We start from the raw sequence: 16273 nt of genomic DNA, 5'->3' as shown, positions 1-16273 counted from the left end.
AAGGAGGCGCGATGACCGAACTGCATGGCAAGGTTGCCCTGGTCACGGGCGGAGCCAGGAGCCTGGGGGCCGGCATTGCCGGGGCGTTCCTGCGCGCCGGCGCGTCGGTGGTGGTGGCCGACATCGATGCCCAGGCGGGCGAGGCCCTGGCGGCCCGACTGCGCACGCAGGTCCGGCCTGGCCAGACGGCGGGCTTCGTGCGCACCAACCTGGCCGAGGACGCCGATCTGGACGGGCTGGTGGACAGCCTGGATCGCGAGTTCGGCCGGCTCGACTGCCTGGTCAACAACGCCTGCATCTACGACGACGCGGGACTGGCCTCGACCCGGGAGCAATGGCTGCGCTCGTTGAACGTGAACGTGGTCAGCGGGGCGCTGCTGGTCGGGCGCGCCGTGCCCCTGCTGCGCCGGGCCGAGCGTCCGGCCGTCGTGAACCTGTCCAGCGTCGCGGGCAAGGTCGGTCAGCTGGGCCGGCTGCTGTACCCCGCGTGCAAGGCTGCCATCCTGCAGGTCACCCGCAGCATGGCGGTAAACCTGGCGCCCGAGGGCATACGCGTGAATGCCGTGACGCCCGCCTGGACGTGGTCCGAGGCCCTGGTGGCCCAGGTGGCAGGAGACCGCGAACTGGCCGATCGCGTCGCGTCCACCTTCCACCCGCTGGCGCGGGTGGGAAACATCGAGGACGTGGCCGCGGCCGTGCTGTTCCTGTGCTCCGGCGCGGCGGGCTTCGTGACCGGTGCCGACCTGCCCGTGGACGGCGGTTACGCGGTGCTGGGCCCCGACCAGGGGCGCTCGCCCGCCTATTGGTTCCAGGCCGCTCGCCAACCGGAATCAGGGCTGGAGTAACGGCCGGGCGGTCCGCTCAGGGTTGTCCGCGCACGCGCCGGCGCAAGGTCTCGTTGGGGGATTCGCCGAAGCGTTCCCGGTAGGCGGCCGCGAAGCGGCCCAGGTGCGGATAGCCCCAGCGATACGCGACTTCCGAGACGCTGTCCGCCGTGCCGCCCTTGAGTTCGTCGCGGATCCGGTCCAGGCGCATGGCGCGCAGCGCGGCCATGGGGCTGACGCCATGCTGGTCCTGGTAGGCCCGGGAAAGCGTGCGCACGCTGACTCCGGCATGGCCGGCGATGTCCTGCAGCGAGACGGTTTCCTGCATACAGGACTCCATGAATTCCTGGGCGCGCCGCACGCAGCGCGGCAATACCCGGCGGGCCTCCGTGGCCGGCCGGTCGCGCAAGCCCTGGGCCTGCGTGTTCAGCAGGTGCCCGATCAATGCCTGCTGCGCGATCCGCAGCCCCATCGGGCCGCCCGGCGCGCCGGGCGCCGGCGCGAGGTGGGAACAGAAATACTCGATCAGCGTGCGCAGCCCCTGGGCGGGTGCGGCATCCAGCGGGATCTCGCGGGCGAAGTCGATCGGATCGTCGACCGGCTTGCCGGTCAGGTGTTCGTATACCTCGTACAGCAGCGCCTTGGGAATCTTGATCAGCAACTGCGTGGTCGACGTTCCCCACTCCAGTTCCAGGGACACGTTCGAGGGCATGATCAGGGTGTCGCCCGGCCGCAGGGACCATTGCCCCTCCCGGCACCGGACGCTGACTTCGCCGCGCAACGCGGATTGGACCAGCACGAAGTCGCGCGACGGCGCGGTCTCCACCGCCACGGCGCCGCCGTATTCCAGCAGGCACATCTGCAGGCCGGCAGTGACGGCGCCATACAGGCGCGCGTCCAGGTGGCGGGCGCGCGGGGTCAGCCGGTGTTCGTTCAGCACGCCGGCCACGCCCGAGCGGACCTCGTCCAGGTCCGACGAGGACAGCAGGACGTGGTTCTTCAGCACGTTTTCCGAGTGGGCGAGATAACCGCCTGCCATGTATTGCTCCCTTGCGCCGGCAACGCGCCGTTCACGTTCGAGCCTACTCCATCTTGATGCCGGCGTCGCGTATCAGTTTCGTGAAGCGTTCCTGTTCCCGGGCCATGGCCTGGGCGACCCGATCGGGGCTGCTGGGCGCGACGATCAGCCCGCGTTCGGCGAAGCGGTCGATCAGCGCGCGGTTGCGCAAGGCCTCGGCCACCTTTTCCTGCATGCGGTCCACCATGTTCCGTGGCGTGGCGGCATGGACGAACAGGGTGAAGTGCGTGGGGATCAGGAGATCGTCCGGCGCGCCCACCTCGCGCAGGGTGGGTACGTCGGGCAACAGCGGCGACCGCTGGGCGGCGCCGATGGCCAGCGCCCGCAGCCTGCCCGAACGGATGTGTTCGAGCACCGTTTCCTGGCCGGTGATGACACAGCCCAGTTCGCCGCCGAGCAGGCCCGCCACGGCGGGGGCGATGCCCCGGTAGGGAACGTCGACCATGGCGATGCCGTAGTGGCGCTTGATCAGCTCCAGGCTGAGATGGTGCACGCTGCCTATGCCCGCCGTGCCCACCGTCAGCGCGCCGGCCTTGCCGCGGGCGAACGCCAGCATCTCGTCCCAGGTCTTGTACGGCGCGTTCGCGCGGCAGACGAAGACCAGGTCGACGCTGGCGACGTCGGTGACGCCGACCAGGTCCTTGGGGTGGTAGGGAAGCTTGGCCAGCAGCGCGGGGTTGACCGTCAACGTCAGGCGATCGTACAGCAGCAGGGCGCCGCCGTTGGGCGGCGCGTTGGCCACGGCCGCGGTGCCGATCACGCCGTTGGCGCCGGGCTTGTTCTCGACGATGACGGTCGATTGCGTGGCCGCGGCCAGCCGTTCGCCCAGGCTGCGCGCGAGCACGTCGGGGCCGCTGCCGGGGGACGAGGGCACGACGATGCTGACGGGGCCGGTGGGCCATGCCTGGGCGCGGCTGCCGTTCGCGGCCAGCGAGAGGGCGCCGATCGAGGACCAGAGCAGGATGCGTCCCAGCCGGGGGAGGGTGAAGGGCCAGACCATGGTGAATCTCCGTGTGAGGTTCCTACGTGGTTGTCGGGACGGCCCACCGGTTGGCGGGGCAGTCTACGCGATACGGGTGGGCAGGGGGGAACGGCTGGCCAGGGCCATCATTTTCCGGACCAGGGCTTCCATCAGGCTTGCGCGTGTGCCGGCATGCCGCGGGTCGTGCCACAGGTTGACGCGTTCGTGCGGATCGTTCGCGAGGTCGTACAGTTCCCCCCACTCGGCGCCCAGGTAGACGCTCAGCCGCCATTGGCGGGTGATCAGCGTGCGCAGCCGGACCGGGCTGTCGAAGCCGCCGAACACGCGCTGGATCTCGTCCTCGATCAGCACGGCGTCGTGCCCCTGCCAGCCGGGATCGTCCAGCGCGGGCAGCAGGCTCATGCCCTGGATGTCGTGGTAGGGCGCCGTTCCGGTCCGGTGCAGCAAGGTCTGTGCGATATCCAGCGTGCCGTGCAGGGCGGCGCTGCGCCGTCCTCCGGGGGCCCGCGGATCGGCCCAGATGAAGGGCACGCGCACCAGCCCCTGGTAGTGCAGCGGGCCCTTGAACAACAGGCCGTGGTCGCCCATGAAATCGCCGTGGTCGCTGGTGAAGGCCACGATGGTGTCGCGGGCCTGGCCGGTGGCTTCCAGCGCCTGCAGGATCCGGCCGATGCAGTCGTCCACCAGGGTGATCATGCCGTAGCTCAGCGCGATGGCTTCCCGCGCCTCGCGGGGCGTGACGGCCACCACGCGCGGCGTGTCCAGGTTCGCCCGGCCGCCGGCGCGTTCGTCGTGCAGCCAGCGCAGATGGGGCGGCGCCTCGGCCGCCGGCGGGGCACAGGTGGGCGGGACGGCGATGCTCCGGGGGTCGTACATGCCCCAGTAGCGGCCGGGGGGCGTGAACGGATGGTGCGGGTCCGGGAACGAGCATTTCAGGAAGAAGGGCTGGGCCGCTCCGCGGGCCGCGTGCGCCTCCAGGTAGGCGGCGCCGCGTTCGGCGATGTAGCGGCTGGGGTAGCACGCTTCGGGCAGGCGCGTGCGCCAGGCCTGGGGCGCCACGTAGCGGTCATCGGCCCGGGCGTGCCGGCGGCCGCGCAGGCCGTCGGCCTCGGGCAGGCGCTGCGCCAGCCAGCGCTGGTAGTCGCCGAAGGCTTCGTCGCCGTGCTCCATGCAAAGCTCGACGTGATCGAAGCCGTAGTAGGGCAGCCGGATGCGGTGCGCCGGGTCGCGCCAGCGGCTGGCGAGTTCCTGTTCGTAGGCCGGACCGTCGCGGCGGTCGCCGGTGGCGTCGGGATGGGCCGGGACCACGGCCCGGCCCTCGTGCGGCGCGCGCTGGACCAGCGGCGGGATGTCCTGCATGTTCTGCAGATGGCTCTTGCCGATCAGCGCCGTCCGGTAGCCGCGCGCGCCCAGCATGGTGGCGAAGGTCGTGTCGTCCAGGCGCAGCGGGATGCCGTTGTGCCGGACGCCGTGCAGCGACGGCATGCGGCCGGTCATCAGCGTGCTGCGGTTGGGCATGCAGATCGGCGAGGCGACGTAGAAGCGGTCGAACACCGTTCCCCTGGCCGCGATGCCGTCGATGTGGGGCGTGCGGACCTGCCGGTTGCCGTAGCACCCGAGGTGGTCGGCCCGGTGCTGGTCCGTCATGATGAGCAGGATGTTGGGCTGTCGCATGGGGCGTCCGCGGTTTCGTCAGCGCAATGTAGAGATGCGCCTTGGGGGCGGCAATCCGAATCGGGCCACGCCTGTCCGGCCCTGGACATTTTGCGGATCGGGGGTTTGTTTCCGGGTAAACGATAGGTAGGGTCCGGTTGTGGCGGCGGCTGATCGCGATCTATTATTTCGAAAAAATAAAATCTTTTATAAAAAAGTGGAGTCCGGCATGGCGCGACACGATGCGTATCGGGAAGAGGTGATCGGCAGGGCCAACGTGGGCGATACCCCGGAACTGGTGGCCTACTACGACGAGCTGGCCAAATACGAGACCGGCGCGCTGTGGACCGTGGCCAACAAGATCGAGCCCTGGCAGCCGAAGTCCGAATCGGTGCCGGTGGTCTGGCGCTACCGCGACCTGCGCGAGCACGTGCTGCGCTCGGTGGACCTGGTCACGCCGGAGCAGGCCGGCCGCCGCGTCATCTACCTGAACAATCCCGGCCGGCGCGAGGTGTCGGCGGCCGTGGGCTGGCTGTACTCGGGCCTGCAGGTCATGCACCCGGGCGAGGTCGCCTCGGCCCACTGCCATTCCTCCAGCGCGCTGCGCTTCATCATGGAAGGGCGGGGCGCCTACACCATCGTCGACGGCCACAAGATGACCCTGGGCGCGAACGACTTCGTGCTGACGCCCAACGGCACCTGGCACGAGCATGGCGTGAGCGAGGAAGGCACGCCCTGCATCTGGCAGGACGGGCTGGACATTCCGCTGGTCAACGCCCTGGAGGCCGGCTTCTACGCGGTGCATCCGGACCTGAACCAGGCCGTGACCCACCCGGTGGACGATTCCACCGCGGCCTGGGGCGGGGTGGCGCTGCGGCCCCATGGCGAGAGTTGGAACAAACCGTATTCGCCGCTGTTCAAGTACGAGTGGGAACCTACCTACGAAGCCCTGCGGCGCTACGCCGCGACCACCGACGGCAGCCCGTACGACGGCGTGCTGATGAACTACACCAACCCGGCTACCGGCGGCCCGGTCATGGCGACCATGGGCGCCAGCATGCAGATGTTGCGCCCCGGCGAAAAGACCCGGGCCCATCGGCACACGGGCAGCTTTCTCTACCAGGTGGCCAAGGGCAAGGGCTATTCCATCATCAACGGCCGCCGCTACGACTGGCAGGAGCGCGACATCTTCTGCGTGCCGTCCTGGGCCTTCCACGAACATGCCAATGCGTCCAGCCGCGACGACGCCTGCCTGTTCTGCTTCAACGACCTGCCGGTCATGCATGCGCTCAAGCTTTACCGCGAAGAAGCGCTGGCGGAAAACGATGGCCACCAACCGCTGATCGGCTAGGCGCCCACACCGATTCGATGCTTGTCATATCCCGCGGGTCCCGCCCGCGGCGGGATTCTTGTCGCCTCGCGCGACCCTATGGAGAAAAAAATGCGTCTTGTGACCTACCGCACCACCGTTGCCGAGCAAGCCCGTCTGGGGGCGGCGGTGGACGACCGCGTGGTGGATCTGGCCCGCCTGGGGGCCGTGGCCGGCGTGCCGCTGCCCGACGACATGCTGGCCTTCATCGACCTCGGTCCGGATGCGGTGCGGTCGGCAACCGAATTGCTGCAGGCCCACGAAGGCAAATGGCCGGTGGGCACGGCGATCCCGGCCGAGAACGCGCTTCTTTTGGCGCCCATCCCGCGGCCGCGCAAGAACATCTTCGGCATCGGCCTGAACTACGTCGAGCACGTGGAGGAGTCCAGCCGTACGCTGGACACCTCGAAGGACCTGCCGACCAAGCCGGTCATCTTCTCGAAGCCGCCCACCAGCGTGATCGGCCCCGGCGAGGCCATCGAGCACAATGCGCGGATCACCCAGCAACTGGATTGGGAAGTGGAACTGGCGGTGATCATGGGCCGCCGCACGCATCGCGTGGCCGAGGCCGACGCGCTGGACTACGTGTTCGGCTACAGCGTGATGATCGACGTCAGTGCGCGCGACTGCCGCCGCGCCGGCCAGTGGATCTATTCCAAGGGCCAGGATACCTACGGCCCCTTCGGCCCCTGCATCGTCACCGCCGACGAGATCCCCGATCCGCACGTGCTGGACCTGTCGCTGACCGTCAACGGCGTGACCAAGCAGAGCTCCAACACCCGCCACATGCTGTTCAAGGTGCCGCATCTGATCGCCGACATCAGTGCGGCCATGACGATGGAGGCGGGCGACATCATCGCCACCGGCACGCCCGAGGGCGTGGGCGCCGGCCGCACGCCGCAGGAGTGGCTGTGGCCGGGCGACGTGGTCGAGGCCCAGGTCGAGAAGATCGGCTCGCTGCGCCATCCGGTGGTCGCCATCTAGGGTCCAAGCCCCCGCGTCCGCGCGGGTTCATTCCAGCTGTTGCAGTACATCCATGGGGAACAACAATGGTCAGGAACATGATCCGGGGCGGACTGTGCGCGCTCCTTTTCGCGGGCGCCGGCGCGGCGCAGGCCCAGGCGCCGGTCAAGATCGGCTTCATCACCACCCTGTCGACGCCCGCCGGCTACATCGGCGAAGACGAACGCGACGGCTTCAGCCTGGCGATCAAGCAGGGCGGCGGCAAGCTGGGCGGCGTGCCGGTCGAGCTGGTGGTCGAGGACGATGCCCTGAAGCCCGCGAACGCCAAGCAGGCCGTGGACCGCATGCTGCAATCGGGCATCAAGCTGTATACCGGCGTGAACTTCTCGAACGTGTTGGCGGCGGTGGCGCCCAGCGTGCTGCGCGACGGCGCCTACTACGTGAGCCTGAACGCGGGGCCCTCGACTTTCGCCGGCGAGAAGTGCGACAAGAACTACTTCGTCGCTTCTTTCCAGAATGACGCCTACCACTCGGCCGGCGGCGCGGCCGCCAACGAGCTGGGCTACAAGCGCGTGGTGCTGCTGGCGCCGAACTACCAGGCCGGCCGCGATGCGCTGGCCGGTTTCAAGCGCACGTACAAGGGCGAGGTGGTGGCCGAGATCTACACCAAGCTCGACCAATCGGATTTTTCGGTGGAGATGGCACGCGTGCGTTCGCTGGCGCCCGATGCGATCTACCAGTTCCATCCGGGCGGCGCGGGCATCAACTTCGCCAAGCAGTATGCGAACGCGGGGCTGACCAAGACCATCCCCATGCTGATGCCGTCCTTCTCGATGGATGGGCGCATGCTGGCCGCTTCGGGCGCGTCGGCCGAGGGTCTCTACACGGTCGGCATGTGGACCACCGAAATGGATAACCCGCAAAGCAGCGCCTTCGTGAAGGCCTTCACCGAGGCCTACGGCCGCAAGCCTACCGACTACGGCATGCAGGCCTACGACACCGCGCTCTTGATCGCCTCGGCGCTGAAGGCCGTGAACGGCGATCTGTCCAAGGGCGATGCCTTCCGTGCCGCGCTGGCCAAGGCCGACTTCCAGACGCTGCGGGGCAAGTTCCGCTTCGACACCAACCGGCATCCTGTCCAGGACTATTACCTGATGCGAATCGAACGCAGCGGCAACGGGTTCGCGCCCAAGATCGTGCGCAAGGTGGTCACCGACGGACGGGACGCCTACGTGGGCCAGTGCAAAGGCTGACATGGCGCTGCTATTCGAACAGCTGCTGAACGGCCTGCAGTTCGGCGCCATGCTCTTCATGCTGGCGTCGGGCCTGACCCTGATCTTCGGCATCATGGGGGTCATCAACCTGACCCACGGGTCGTTCTACATGGTCGGCGCCTATTGCGGAGCGTTCGCGCTGGCCCACACCAACTCCTTTGCCGCCGGCGCGGTGGCCGGCCTGGCGGGCGCCGCGCTGTACGGATTGCTGGTGGAGTTCACGGTGATCCGGCGCCTGTACAAGCGCGACCACTTGTACCAGGTGCTGGCGACCTTCGGGCTGATCCTGTTCACCAACGAGGCGGTCAGCATGATCTTCGGGCGCCAGCCGCCCATGGTCGAGATCCCGGCCTTCCTGCAGGGCACGGTGCCGCTCGCGCCGGGCTTCCAGTATCCGCTGATGCGCCTGGCCTTCATCGTGGTGGGCGCGCTGGTGGCGCTGGGGCTGTGGTTCCTGATCAACCGGACGCGCGTCGGCATGCTGGTGCGCGCCGGCGCCGACGACCGCGAGATGGTGGACGCGCTGGGCATCGACATCCAGAAGCTCTACAGCGTGGTATTCGGGCTGGGCGCGCTGCTGTGCGGCCTGGCCGGGGTGATGGCGGCGCCGCTGCTGGCGGTGGAAATCGGCATGGGCGAACGCGTGCTGATCACGACCTTCGTGGTCATCGTGATCGGCGGCGTGGGCTCGGTGCGCGGGGCGCTGGCCGGCGCGCTGCTGGTCGGCATGGTGGACAGTCTGGGCCGCGCCTATTTCCCGCAGATCCTGGGGGCGATGCTCTCGCCCGAGGTGGCGGACATGCTGGCGGCGGGGCTGGTGTCGGCCAGCGTCTACGTGCTGATGGCGCTGGTACTTATCTTCCGACCGAAGGGACTCCTGGGATGAACCGGATGAGTGGAATCGCGGTACCCGGGCGCGGCGCGCCGGGTCTGTTCACGCAATGGAACCGCCGCGCCGTGTTCGGCTGGGTGGGCCTGTTGCTGCTGGCCCTCGTGCCGGTGGCCTCGCACGCCACCGACACGCCCTACCTGATCAACGCGATGACGCGCTTCGTCATCTACGGGCTGGCGGCGGTCAGCCTGGACCTGGTGCTGGGCTACGGCGCGCTGATCAGCTTCGGCCACGCCATGTTCTTCGGACTGGGCGGCTACGTGGTGGCCATCGTCACCTTCCATGCGGTCGAGGCCGGGCCGTTGTTCGGCTGGGCCGGCAGCACGCAGGCACTGGTCGTCTGGCCCCTCGCGCTGGCATGCTGCGCGCTGTTGGGATGGGCCGTGGGCTACCTGGCGCTGCGTACCAGCGGGGTGCAGTTCATCATGATCACGCTGGCCTTCGGCCAGATGGTGTACTTCATCCTGGTGTCGCTCCAGGTGTACGGCGGGGACGACGGCCTGATGATGTCGCAGCGCAGCCAGTTGCCGGGCATCGACCTGGCCGATCCGGTCAGCTTCTACTACTTCAGCCTGGCCGTGCTGGCGCTGTGGACGCTCTTCTGCGTGAAGCTGGTCAATTCGCGCTACGGCATGGTGCTGCAGGCGCTGCGCCAGAGCGAGCGGCGCGCGGTGAACCTGGGCGTGGCGCCCATGCCGTACCGGCTCAGCGCCTTCGTGATCTCGGCCGTGGGCACCGGCATGGCCGGCATCCTGTGGGCCAACTACGCGGAGCTGGTCACGCCCGACATGGCGGCGTGGACCAAGTCGGGCGAACTGATGGCCATCGTCATCCTGGGCGGCGTGGGCACGCTGCTGGGGCCGATCGCGGGCGCCGCCGTGTTCCTGGGCCTGGAGCAGGCCTTGTCGGCCTGGACCGAGCACTGGATGTTCATCATGGGTCCCATCCTGGTGCTGGTGGTGCTGGCCGGCAAGCATGGGCTCTTCGGCCACTGGCTAGGGAAGCGCCATGGATAGCGCGGTCATGGAAGAGGTGTTGCTGGACGTGCGGGGCCTGCGCAAGTCGTTCGGCGCGGTGGCGGCCACGCAGGACGTGGACCTGACCGTGCGCGCGGGCGAGATCCATGCGCTGATCGGTCCCAACGGCGCGGGCAAGTCCACGCTGATCACGCAGATCTGCGGCGAGATCCGGCCCGATGCGGGCCAGATCCACCTTGCCGGGCGCGACGTGACGGCGATGCCGGCCTACGAGCGGGCGCGGCGCGGCCTGGGGCGGTCGTTCCAGATCACCCAGCTGTGCCTGGAGTACACCGCCATCGAGAACGTCATGCTGTCGCTGACCGTGGGCCCGCGCACGATCTTCTCGATCTGGTCCGATCCCCGGCGCGACGCGAAGCTGGCCGGGCGCGCGCAATCGTGGCTGGAGCGCGTGGGCCTGGCCGACCGCGCCGACGTGCCGGCGGCCGACATGGCCCATGGCGAGCGGCGCCAGCTCGAATTGGCGGTGGCGCTGGCGCGCGAGCCGCGCCTGCTGCTGCTGGACGAGCCCATGGCCGGCATGGGGCCGGAGGAATCGGCGCGGATGACGCGGCTGCTGGCGGGGATGCGCGAGCGCTATGGCATCCTGCTGGTGGAGCACGACATGGACGCCGTGTTCGCGCTGGCCGACCGCATCAGCGTGCTGGTCTACGGCAAGCTCATATTCACCGGCAGCTGCGACGAGGTGCGCCAGCATCCCGAGGTGCGCAGCGCCTATCTGGGAGACGCGGCATGCTGAGCGTGGACGGCATCCGGGCGGGATACGGATCGAGCGAGGTGCTGTTCGGCCTGTCGTTCGAGGCCGGGCAGGGCGAGGTCGTATCGCTGATCGGCCGCAACGGCATGGGCAAGACCACCACCGTGCGCACGCTGATGGGGATGCTGCCCGCGCGCGCCGGCCGCGTGGCCATCCAGGGCCGCGACCTCGCCAACCAGGCGCCGCACACGGTGGCGCGGCTGGGCGTGGGCCTGGTGCCCGAGGGGCGGCGGGTGTTCGGCTCGCTCACGGTGGAGGAAAACCTGGTGGCCACGCGCCGCGCCGGCCGCGGCGCCTCGGACTGGGACCTGCCCCGCATCTACCAGCTCTTTCCCCGGCTGGGCGAACGGCGCCGCCAGTCCTCGCGCACGCTGTCGGGCGGCGAGCAGCAGATGCTGGCCATCGGCCGCGCGCTGATGACCAATCCGCTATTGCTGGTGCTGGACGAGGCCACCGAGGGCCTGGCGCCCATCATCCGCCAGGAGATCTGGCGCTGCCTGGATGTGCTCAAGCGCGAAGGGCTGACCATCGTGGTGATAGACAAGAACCTGGCCGAGATGCGCGCGCTGGTCGACCGCCACCACATCGTCGAGAAGGGGCGGGTGGTGTGGGCGGGCACGCCGGACGAACTGTCGGGCCAGCCGGAACTGGCCCAGCGCTATCTGGGACTCTGATCAAGGACGCGAGGAACATCATGTTGAATCTCCCCCGTTTCAAGGCCGCGGCCGTGCAGGCCGCCCCGGTTTTCCTGGACACCGACGCCACCGTGGACAAGGTGTGCGCGCTGATCGAGGAAGCCGCCGGCAACGGCGCCTCGCTGGTGGCCTTCCCCGAGGTGTTCGTGGCGGGCTATCCGTACTGGAACTGGATCATGACGCCCATCGAGGGCAGCCCGTGGTTCGAGAAGCTGTGCCGCAGCGCCATCGAGATCCCCGGCCCCGAGATCCGGCGCATCGCCGCCGCCGCCCAGGCCTGCAAGGTACACGTGGTGGTGGGCGTGAACGAGCGGGCCGCGCACGGCCTGGGCACGATCTACAACACCCTGGTCACCATCGGCCCCGACGGCAAGCTGCTGGGCCGCCACCGCAAGCTGGTGCCGACCTGGGCCGAGAAGCTGACCTGGGCCAATGGCGACGGTTCCTCGCTGCGCGTGCACGACACCGCCATCGGCCGGCTGGGCGCGCTGGCCTGCGGCGAGAACACCAACACGCTGGCGCGCTTTGCCCTACTGGCCCAGGGCGAACTGGTGCACGTGGCCAGCTACATCTCGCTGCCCGTGGCGCCGGCCGACTACGACATGGCCGAGGCCATACGCGTGCGCGCGGCCGCCCACAGCTTCGAGGGCAAGGTCTACACGGTGGTGTCGTGCTCGACCATCTCGGAAGAGATCGTCGAAGCCATGGCGGCCTCCCATCCGCACACGCGCGACCTGCTGCGCCGCTCGAACAGCGCGTTCTCCGCCATCCTGGGCCCGGATGGCCGCGTCATCGGCGACCCGCTGATCGACCGCGAGGGCATCGTCTACGCCGACGTGGACCTGTCGCGCTGCATCCAGCCGCGCCAGATGCACGACATCATCGGCCACTACAACCGCTTCGACGTGTTCGACCTGCGCGTGAACCGGCGCACCCAGCAGCCCGCGCAGTTCCTGGACGATCCCGATCCGCTGCCGGACGAGTCCTTCGACGCCGTACCGCCTTCCGCGAGCATGCCCGGCGGCGGCGAATTATCATCTGGGAAGTTCTGAATCTGCCGCCCCCCGCGGGGGGCGGGCCTTGCCCAGGAGAAGCGAGTTGAAACCACGAGTGAAGGCGACCCGGCAGGAGTCCGGAGTGCCTTACGATGCGCCGGACGGCGAGGTCGAGGAGATCACCCTGGCCGAGCAGGTCTACCGTTCGCTGCGGCGCGATCTCATCTCGGGGGACATCGAGCCCGGGCAGTCCCTGCGCCTGGAATTCCTGAAGCAGCGCTATGGCATCAGCTTCTCGCCCATTCGCGAGGCGCTGAATCGCCTGCAGAGCGAGCGCATGGTGGTGTCCACCGCCTCGCGCGGTTTCCGGGTCGCGCCGTTCTCGCGCGAGGAAATGTGGGATGCGGCCGAGACCCGCATCCTGATCGACTGCGAGGCCATGCGCCGTTCGCTCAAGAACGGCGACGACGTCTGGGAAACCCGCCTGGTGGCGGCCTACCACGCGCTCAACCTGGCCGCCCGGCGCGTCCACGACATGCCGGCGCCCGACGACGAGGCCAGCGAGATGCTGGAGCAGCGCCACCTGGAGTTTCATCGCGCGCTGATCGCCGCCTGTGGCTCGCGCTGGCTGATGGAGCTGTCGGTGCAGATGTACACGCAGACCGAACGCTACCGCCGCCCCACGCTGCGTGGCCGCTCGGGCTGGGGCGACGTGGGCCGCGACGTCGGCCGCGAGCACCAGGACCTGATGGACGCCGCGCTGGCGCGCGACAGCAAGCGCGCCGTCGCGCTGCTGGCCCAGCACTACCGCAAGACGGTGGCGCTGATCGAACGCTTCACCCCTTTCAAGGATGTTGCCTCGCATGACTCCCAGGAAGCCTGACCTGCTGTTCGCCGACCTGGCCCAGCGCGCCGTGCAGTACAACGCCCGCGCCTCGGTGCCCGACTTCGACGCCTGCGTGCGCGAGTACGCCGAGCTGGCCGACGTGGCGCGCCGGCGCTGCGCCGCGGTAAGCGACCTGCACTACGGCATGGGCGCGGCCGAGCGTCTGGACATCTTCCTGCCCGTGGCCGCGCGCCGGCCTGCGCCCGTGTTCGTGTTCATCCACGGCGGCTACTGGCGTTCGCAGACCAAGGAGGACGCTCCCATCATGGCGCCGGCGTTCAACGCCGCAGGCGTGGCCGTGGTGCCGGTCGAGTACACGCTGCTGCCGGAAGGCACGCTGGCCGAGACCGTGCGCGAGGTGCGCTCGGCCGTGGCCTGGATACACCACCATGCCGACCGCTACGGGTTGGACCGCGACCGCATTTACGTGGGCGGCAGTTCGGCGGGCGGGCACCTGGCCGGCATGCTGGCGGCCACCGGCTGGCAGGATAAGTACCGTGTGCCCGACGATGCGGTCAAGGGTGTGCTGGCGCTGAGCGGCCTGTTCGACCTGCGGCCGCTGTGCGACATCAACATCAACGAATGGCTGCGGCTGTATCCCGACCAGGCCGAGCGCCTGAGCCCGATGTTCTCGTTGCCGCGCCGGGGGCTGCCGGTGATCACGGCCGTGGGCGGGCTGGAGACCGACGGCTTCAAGAACCAGACAGCTGCCTACGAGGCGGCGTGCCTCGAGGCCGGCGTGGACGTCACGCGGGTGGAGGCGGCGCACTGCAACCACTTCAACCTGCTGTGCGAGTTGGCGAAGCCGGATAGTCCGCTGACGCGAACGACGCTGGAGATGATCGGGCGCGGCGCCTGACGGCCAGGGTTCCGTGGCGCGGGGGGCGCTTATATAATCAGCGGCTTCCGGGCCCGAGCCATCATGAACCAGCCACCCCCTTCGTCCCGTTCGCCGCTCGCCACGCCGGCCCAGGCCGAAGGCTACCTGCCGCATGCCCTGAGCCGGCTCATGAACGGGCTGAACGCGCGCCTGATGAAGGCCCTGCGGCCCACCGACCTGACCATCCAGCAGTTCCGCGTCATGCAGTTCCTGCGCTGGGTGGACGTGGCCTCGATCAGCGAGATCTGCAAGGGCACCGTCATCGAGCAATCGGTGGTCAGCCGCATCGTCGACCAGCTCCAGCAGCGTGGCTTCGCCTCGCGCAGCCGCAGCGCCGCCAGCGGCCGGGTGGTCGAGGTCAGGCTGACGGCGGTGGGCGTGGCGGTGTACGACGCGCTCGATCCGCAGGCGCGCAGGATCGTCGAGGTTACCGCGTCGGTGCTCGAACCGGCCGAGCAGCGGCAGTTGCATGCCTTGCTGGGCCGCTTGTTCGAACAGGTACAGAAGCTGGAACAGGAAGACGGCGACCAGGCCTGACCACCGTCAGGCGTGCAACTGCTCCAGCACCTTGCCGCGCGTCTCGATGCCCAGCCAGGCCACCGCCAGCGCCGTCAGCAGCGGCACGGCGCCCAGCACGTAGAACGCCAGGTCCATGCTGCCCTTGGCCATCAGCGCGGCCACGATCATCGGCGCGATCATGGCAGACAGCTTCACCCAGGTCCCGCCCAGGCCGCATCCCAGCGCGCGGATGCTGGTGGGATACATCTCGGGCGTATAGACGTAGGAAATGATGAAGCCGCAGGCCAGGAAGCCCCAGGCCAGCGAGCACAGCGTCGCCACGACGTAGATGCTTTGCCCCGATAGGGCACCAGCCAGCGCCAGCGTGACGGCGCACAGCAGGAAGGCGGCGACGATGACGGGCTTGCGGCCGAACCTGTCCACGGTCAGCGCCGCCACCAGCGAGCCCACCACGCCCAGCGCCGAGGCCCCCAGCGACAGGTTCAGCGCCTGTTGCAGCGGCACCTTGTAGACCGTCTGGTAGATGGTGGGCAGCCAGGTCGACAGGCCATACTGGATGAAGCCGCACGATGACCACAGCAGCGCCACGACGACGTTGCGGCTCAGATAGGCCCGGCTGAACAGGTCGCGCACGGTGCGGCGCGGATGGGAGGCGAGCATGGCGTCGTAGCGGTGCGCGTCTTCCGGTTCGGCCAGCGTCACGCGGGCGCTGGACTCGAAGCGCGCCAGCGCGGTGTCGGCATCGGCCAGCCGTCCCTTTTCGGCCAGCCAGCGGGGCGACTCGGGAATCACGCGCGGCAGCACGAACATCAGGACCACGGGTACGCCGCCCAGGTAGTACATGATCTCCCAGCCGTGGCGCGGCACCAGCCACGCGCCCAGGGCGGCCGAGGCCAGGAGGCCGATGGGGTAGATGATCTCGTACAGCAGCACGAAGCGTCCGCGGTTGTGGGCGCGGGTGATCTCGTTGATGTAGGTGGCGGCCACCGGCAGTTCGCCGCCCAGGCCTATGCCCTGTATTATCCGCAGCAGCAGGAAAACCTCGAACGAGGGCGCGAAGCCGCAGGCGATGCTGGTGATGCCGATGATGCCCGAGCTGTAGGCGATGGCGCGCACGCGGCCGTGACGCTGCGCGTACAGGGGAAAGAGAAAGGTGCCGATCAGCTGGCCGACCGCCGCCGCCGCGATCAACAGGCCGATCTGCGTCGAACTCAGGCCCCACTGCTTGATCAGCAGCGGCAGCGTGGTGGCGATCGCGATGGCGTCGAAGCCGTCGAAGAAGGTGGCCATGCCCACCAGCAGCCGCGCGCGTATCTGCATGCTGCTGGCGGTCAGTCGCTCGATGCGGGCGATGATGTGGCCGCTGGTCAAGAGCGTCGCGCGCGGGCCGTCGGCCGCGGCGCCCAGGGAAAGATCGGAAACACCCATGCGTATCCCCTGTCGGGTTGATCGTGAACGGTGGGAGGGCG

General features: G+C 68.9%; 16 protein-coding genes. 12 read left to right on the top strand and 4 right to left on the bottom strand.

The window, feature by feature from the left end; genetic code table 11:
* Positions 1 to 11 precede the first annotated feature (11 nt).
* Positions 12 to 845 carry an SDR family oxidoreductase gene (locus EV675_RS03770; protein ID WP_130356064.1) on the top strand — a complete coding sequence of 278 codons (834 nt, stop codon included), beginning with the start codon at positions 12 to 14 and terminating at the stop codon, positions 843 to 845.
* A 16-nt stretch (positions 846 to 861) separates the two neighbouring features.
* On the opposite strand, the gene EV675_RS03765 is transcribed toward EV675_RS03770, so the two are convergent.
* The 3 genes from EV675_RS03765 to EV675_RS03755 form a co-directional block, all read right to left on the bottom strand.
* Positions 862 to 1863, bottom strand: coding sequence for an AraC family transcriptional regulator (locus EV675_RS03765; protein WP_130356063.1), 1002 nt, complete (start codon positions 1861 to 1863; stop codon positions 862 to 864).
* Between the two features lie 43 nt (positions 1864 to 1906).
* Positions 1907 to 2902: a Bug family tripartite tricarboxylate transporter substrate binding protein gene (locus tag EV675_RS03760; protein WP_130356062.1), complete on the bottom strand. Its 996-nt coding sequence runs from the start codon at positions 2900 to 2902 to the stop codon at positions 1907 to 1909.
* A gap of 63 nt (positions 2903 to 2965) precedes the next feature.
* Complete coding sequence (locus EV675_RS03755) at positions 2966 to 4558, bottom strand: sulfatase family protein (protein WP_130356061.1); 1593 nt, start codon at positions 4556 to 4558, stop codon at positions 2966 to 2968.
* A gap of 208 nt (positions 4559 to 4766) precedes the next feature.
* Between EV675_RS03755 and EV675_RS03750 the strand changes: the two genes are divergently transcribed.
* The 11 genes from EV675_RS03750 (at position 4767) to EV675_RS03700 (ending at position 14822) form a co-directional block, all read left to right on the top strand.
* Positions 4767 to 5888 carry a cupin domain-containing protein gene (locus EV675_RS03750; RefSeq protein WP_130356060.1) on the top strand — a complete coding sequence of 374 codons (1122 nt, stop codon included), beginning with the start codon at positions 4767 to 4769 and terminating at the stop codon, positions 5886 to 5888.
* Between the two features lie 90 nt (positions 5889 to 5978).
* The gene (locus tag EV675_RS03745) at positions 5979 to 6890 is read left to right on the top strand and encodes a fumarylacetoacetate hydrolase family protein (protein WP_130356059.1); all 912 of its coding nucleotides are present in this window, start codon (positions 5979 to 5981) and stop codon (positions 6888 to 6890) included.
* 65 nt (positions 6891 to 6955) lie between these two features.
* Positions 6956 to 8122, top strand: a complete 1167-nt coding sequence (locus EV675_RS03740) for an ABC transporter substrate-binding protein (RefSeq protein ID WP_130356058.1) — start codon at positions 6956 to 6958, stop codon at positions 8120 to 8122.
* A 1-nt stretch (position 8123) separates the two neighbouring features.
* A complete protein-coding gene (locus EV675_RS03735) occupies positions 8124 to 9029 on the top strand; it encodes a branched-chain amino acid ABC transporter permease (protein ID WP_130356057.1) in 906 nt (301 codons plus the stop codon).
* A gap of 5 nt (positions 9030 to 9034) precedes the next feature.
* Positions 9035 to 10051, top strand: a complete 1017-nt coding sequence (locus EV675_RS03730) for a branched-chain amino acid ABC transporter permease (RefSeq protein ID WP_130356056.1) — start codon at positions 9035 to 9037, stop codon at positions 10049 to 10051.
* Positions 10044 to 10811, top strand: coding sequence for an ABC transporter ATP-binding protein (locus EV675_RS03725; RefSeq protein ID WP_242621324.1), 768 nt, complete (start codon positions 10044 to 10046; stop codon positions 10809 to 10811). Before EV675_RS03730 ends, EV675_RS03725 begins: the two co-directional genes overlap by 8 nt.
* Positions 10805 to 11503, top strand: a complete 699-nt coding sequence (locus EV675_RS03720; protein ID WP_130356055.1) for an ABC transporter ATP-binding protein — start codon at positions 10805 to 10807, stop codon at positions 11501 to 11503. Before EV675_RS03725 ends, EV675_RS03720 begins: the two co-directional genes overlap by 7 nt.
* A 20-nt stretch (positions 11504 to 11523) precedes the next feature.
* A complete protein-coding gene (locus tag EV675_RS03715; protein ID WP_130356054.1) occupies positions 11524 to 12576 on the top strand; it encodes a carbon-nitrogen hydrolase family protein in 1053 nt (350 codons plus the stop codon).
* 46 nt (positions 12577 to 12622) lie between these two features.
* Complete coding sequence (locus EV675_RS03710) at positions 12623 to 13402, top strand: GntR family transcriptional regulator (RefSeq protein WP_130356053.1); 780 nt, start codon at positions 12623 to 12625, stop codon at positions 13400 to 13402.
* Positions 13383 to 14264, top strand: a complete 882-nt coding sequence (locus EV675_RS03705; RefSeq protein WP_130356052.1) for an alpha/beta hydrolase — start codon at positions 13383 to 13385, stop codon at positions 14262 to 14264. Before EV675_RS03710 ends, EV675_RS03705 begins: the two co-directional genes overlap by 20 nt.
* A gap of 63 nt (positions 14265 to 14327) precedes the next feature.
* Positions 14328 to 14822: a MarR family winged helix-turn-helix transcriptional regulator gene (locus tag EV675_RS03700; RefSeq protein WP_130356051.1), complete on the top strand. Its 495-nt coding sequence runs from the start codon at positions 14328 to 14330 to the stop codon at positions 14820 to 14822.
* Positions 14823 to 14828: 6 nt separating this feature from the next.
* Here EV675_RS03700 and EV675_RS03695 read toward each other — a convergent pair whose 3' ends face one another.
* Positions 14829 to 16232, bottom strand: coding sequence for an MFS transporter (locus EV675_RS03695; RefSeq protein WP_130356050.1), 1404 nt, complete (start codon positions 16230 to 16232; stop codon positions 14829 to 14831).
* Between the last annotated feature and the right edge of the window lie 41 nt (positions 16233 to 16273).

The sequence above is a fragment of the Pigmentiphaga kullae genome, assembly GCF_004216695.1.
GTDB classification, from domain to species: domain Bacteria; phylum Pseudomonadota; class Gammaproteobacteria; order Burkholderiales; family Burkholderiaceae_B; genus Pigmentiphaga; species Pigmentiphaga kullae.
The sequence above is the reverse complement of the archived record's forward strand: the minus strand, read 5'-3'. Positions and strand labels throughout refer to the sequence as shown.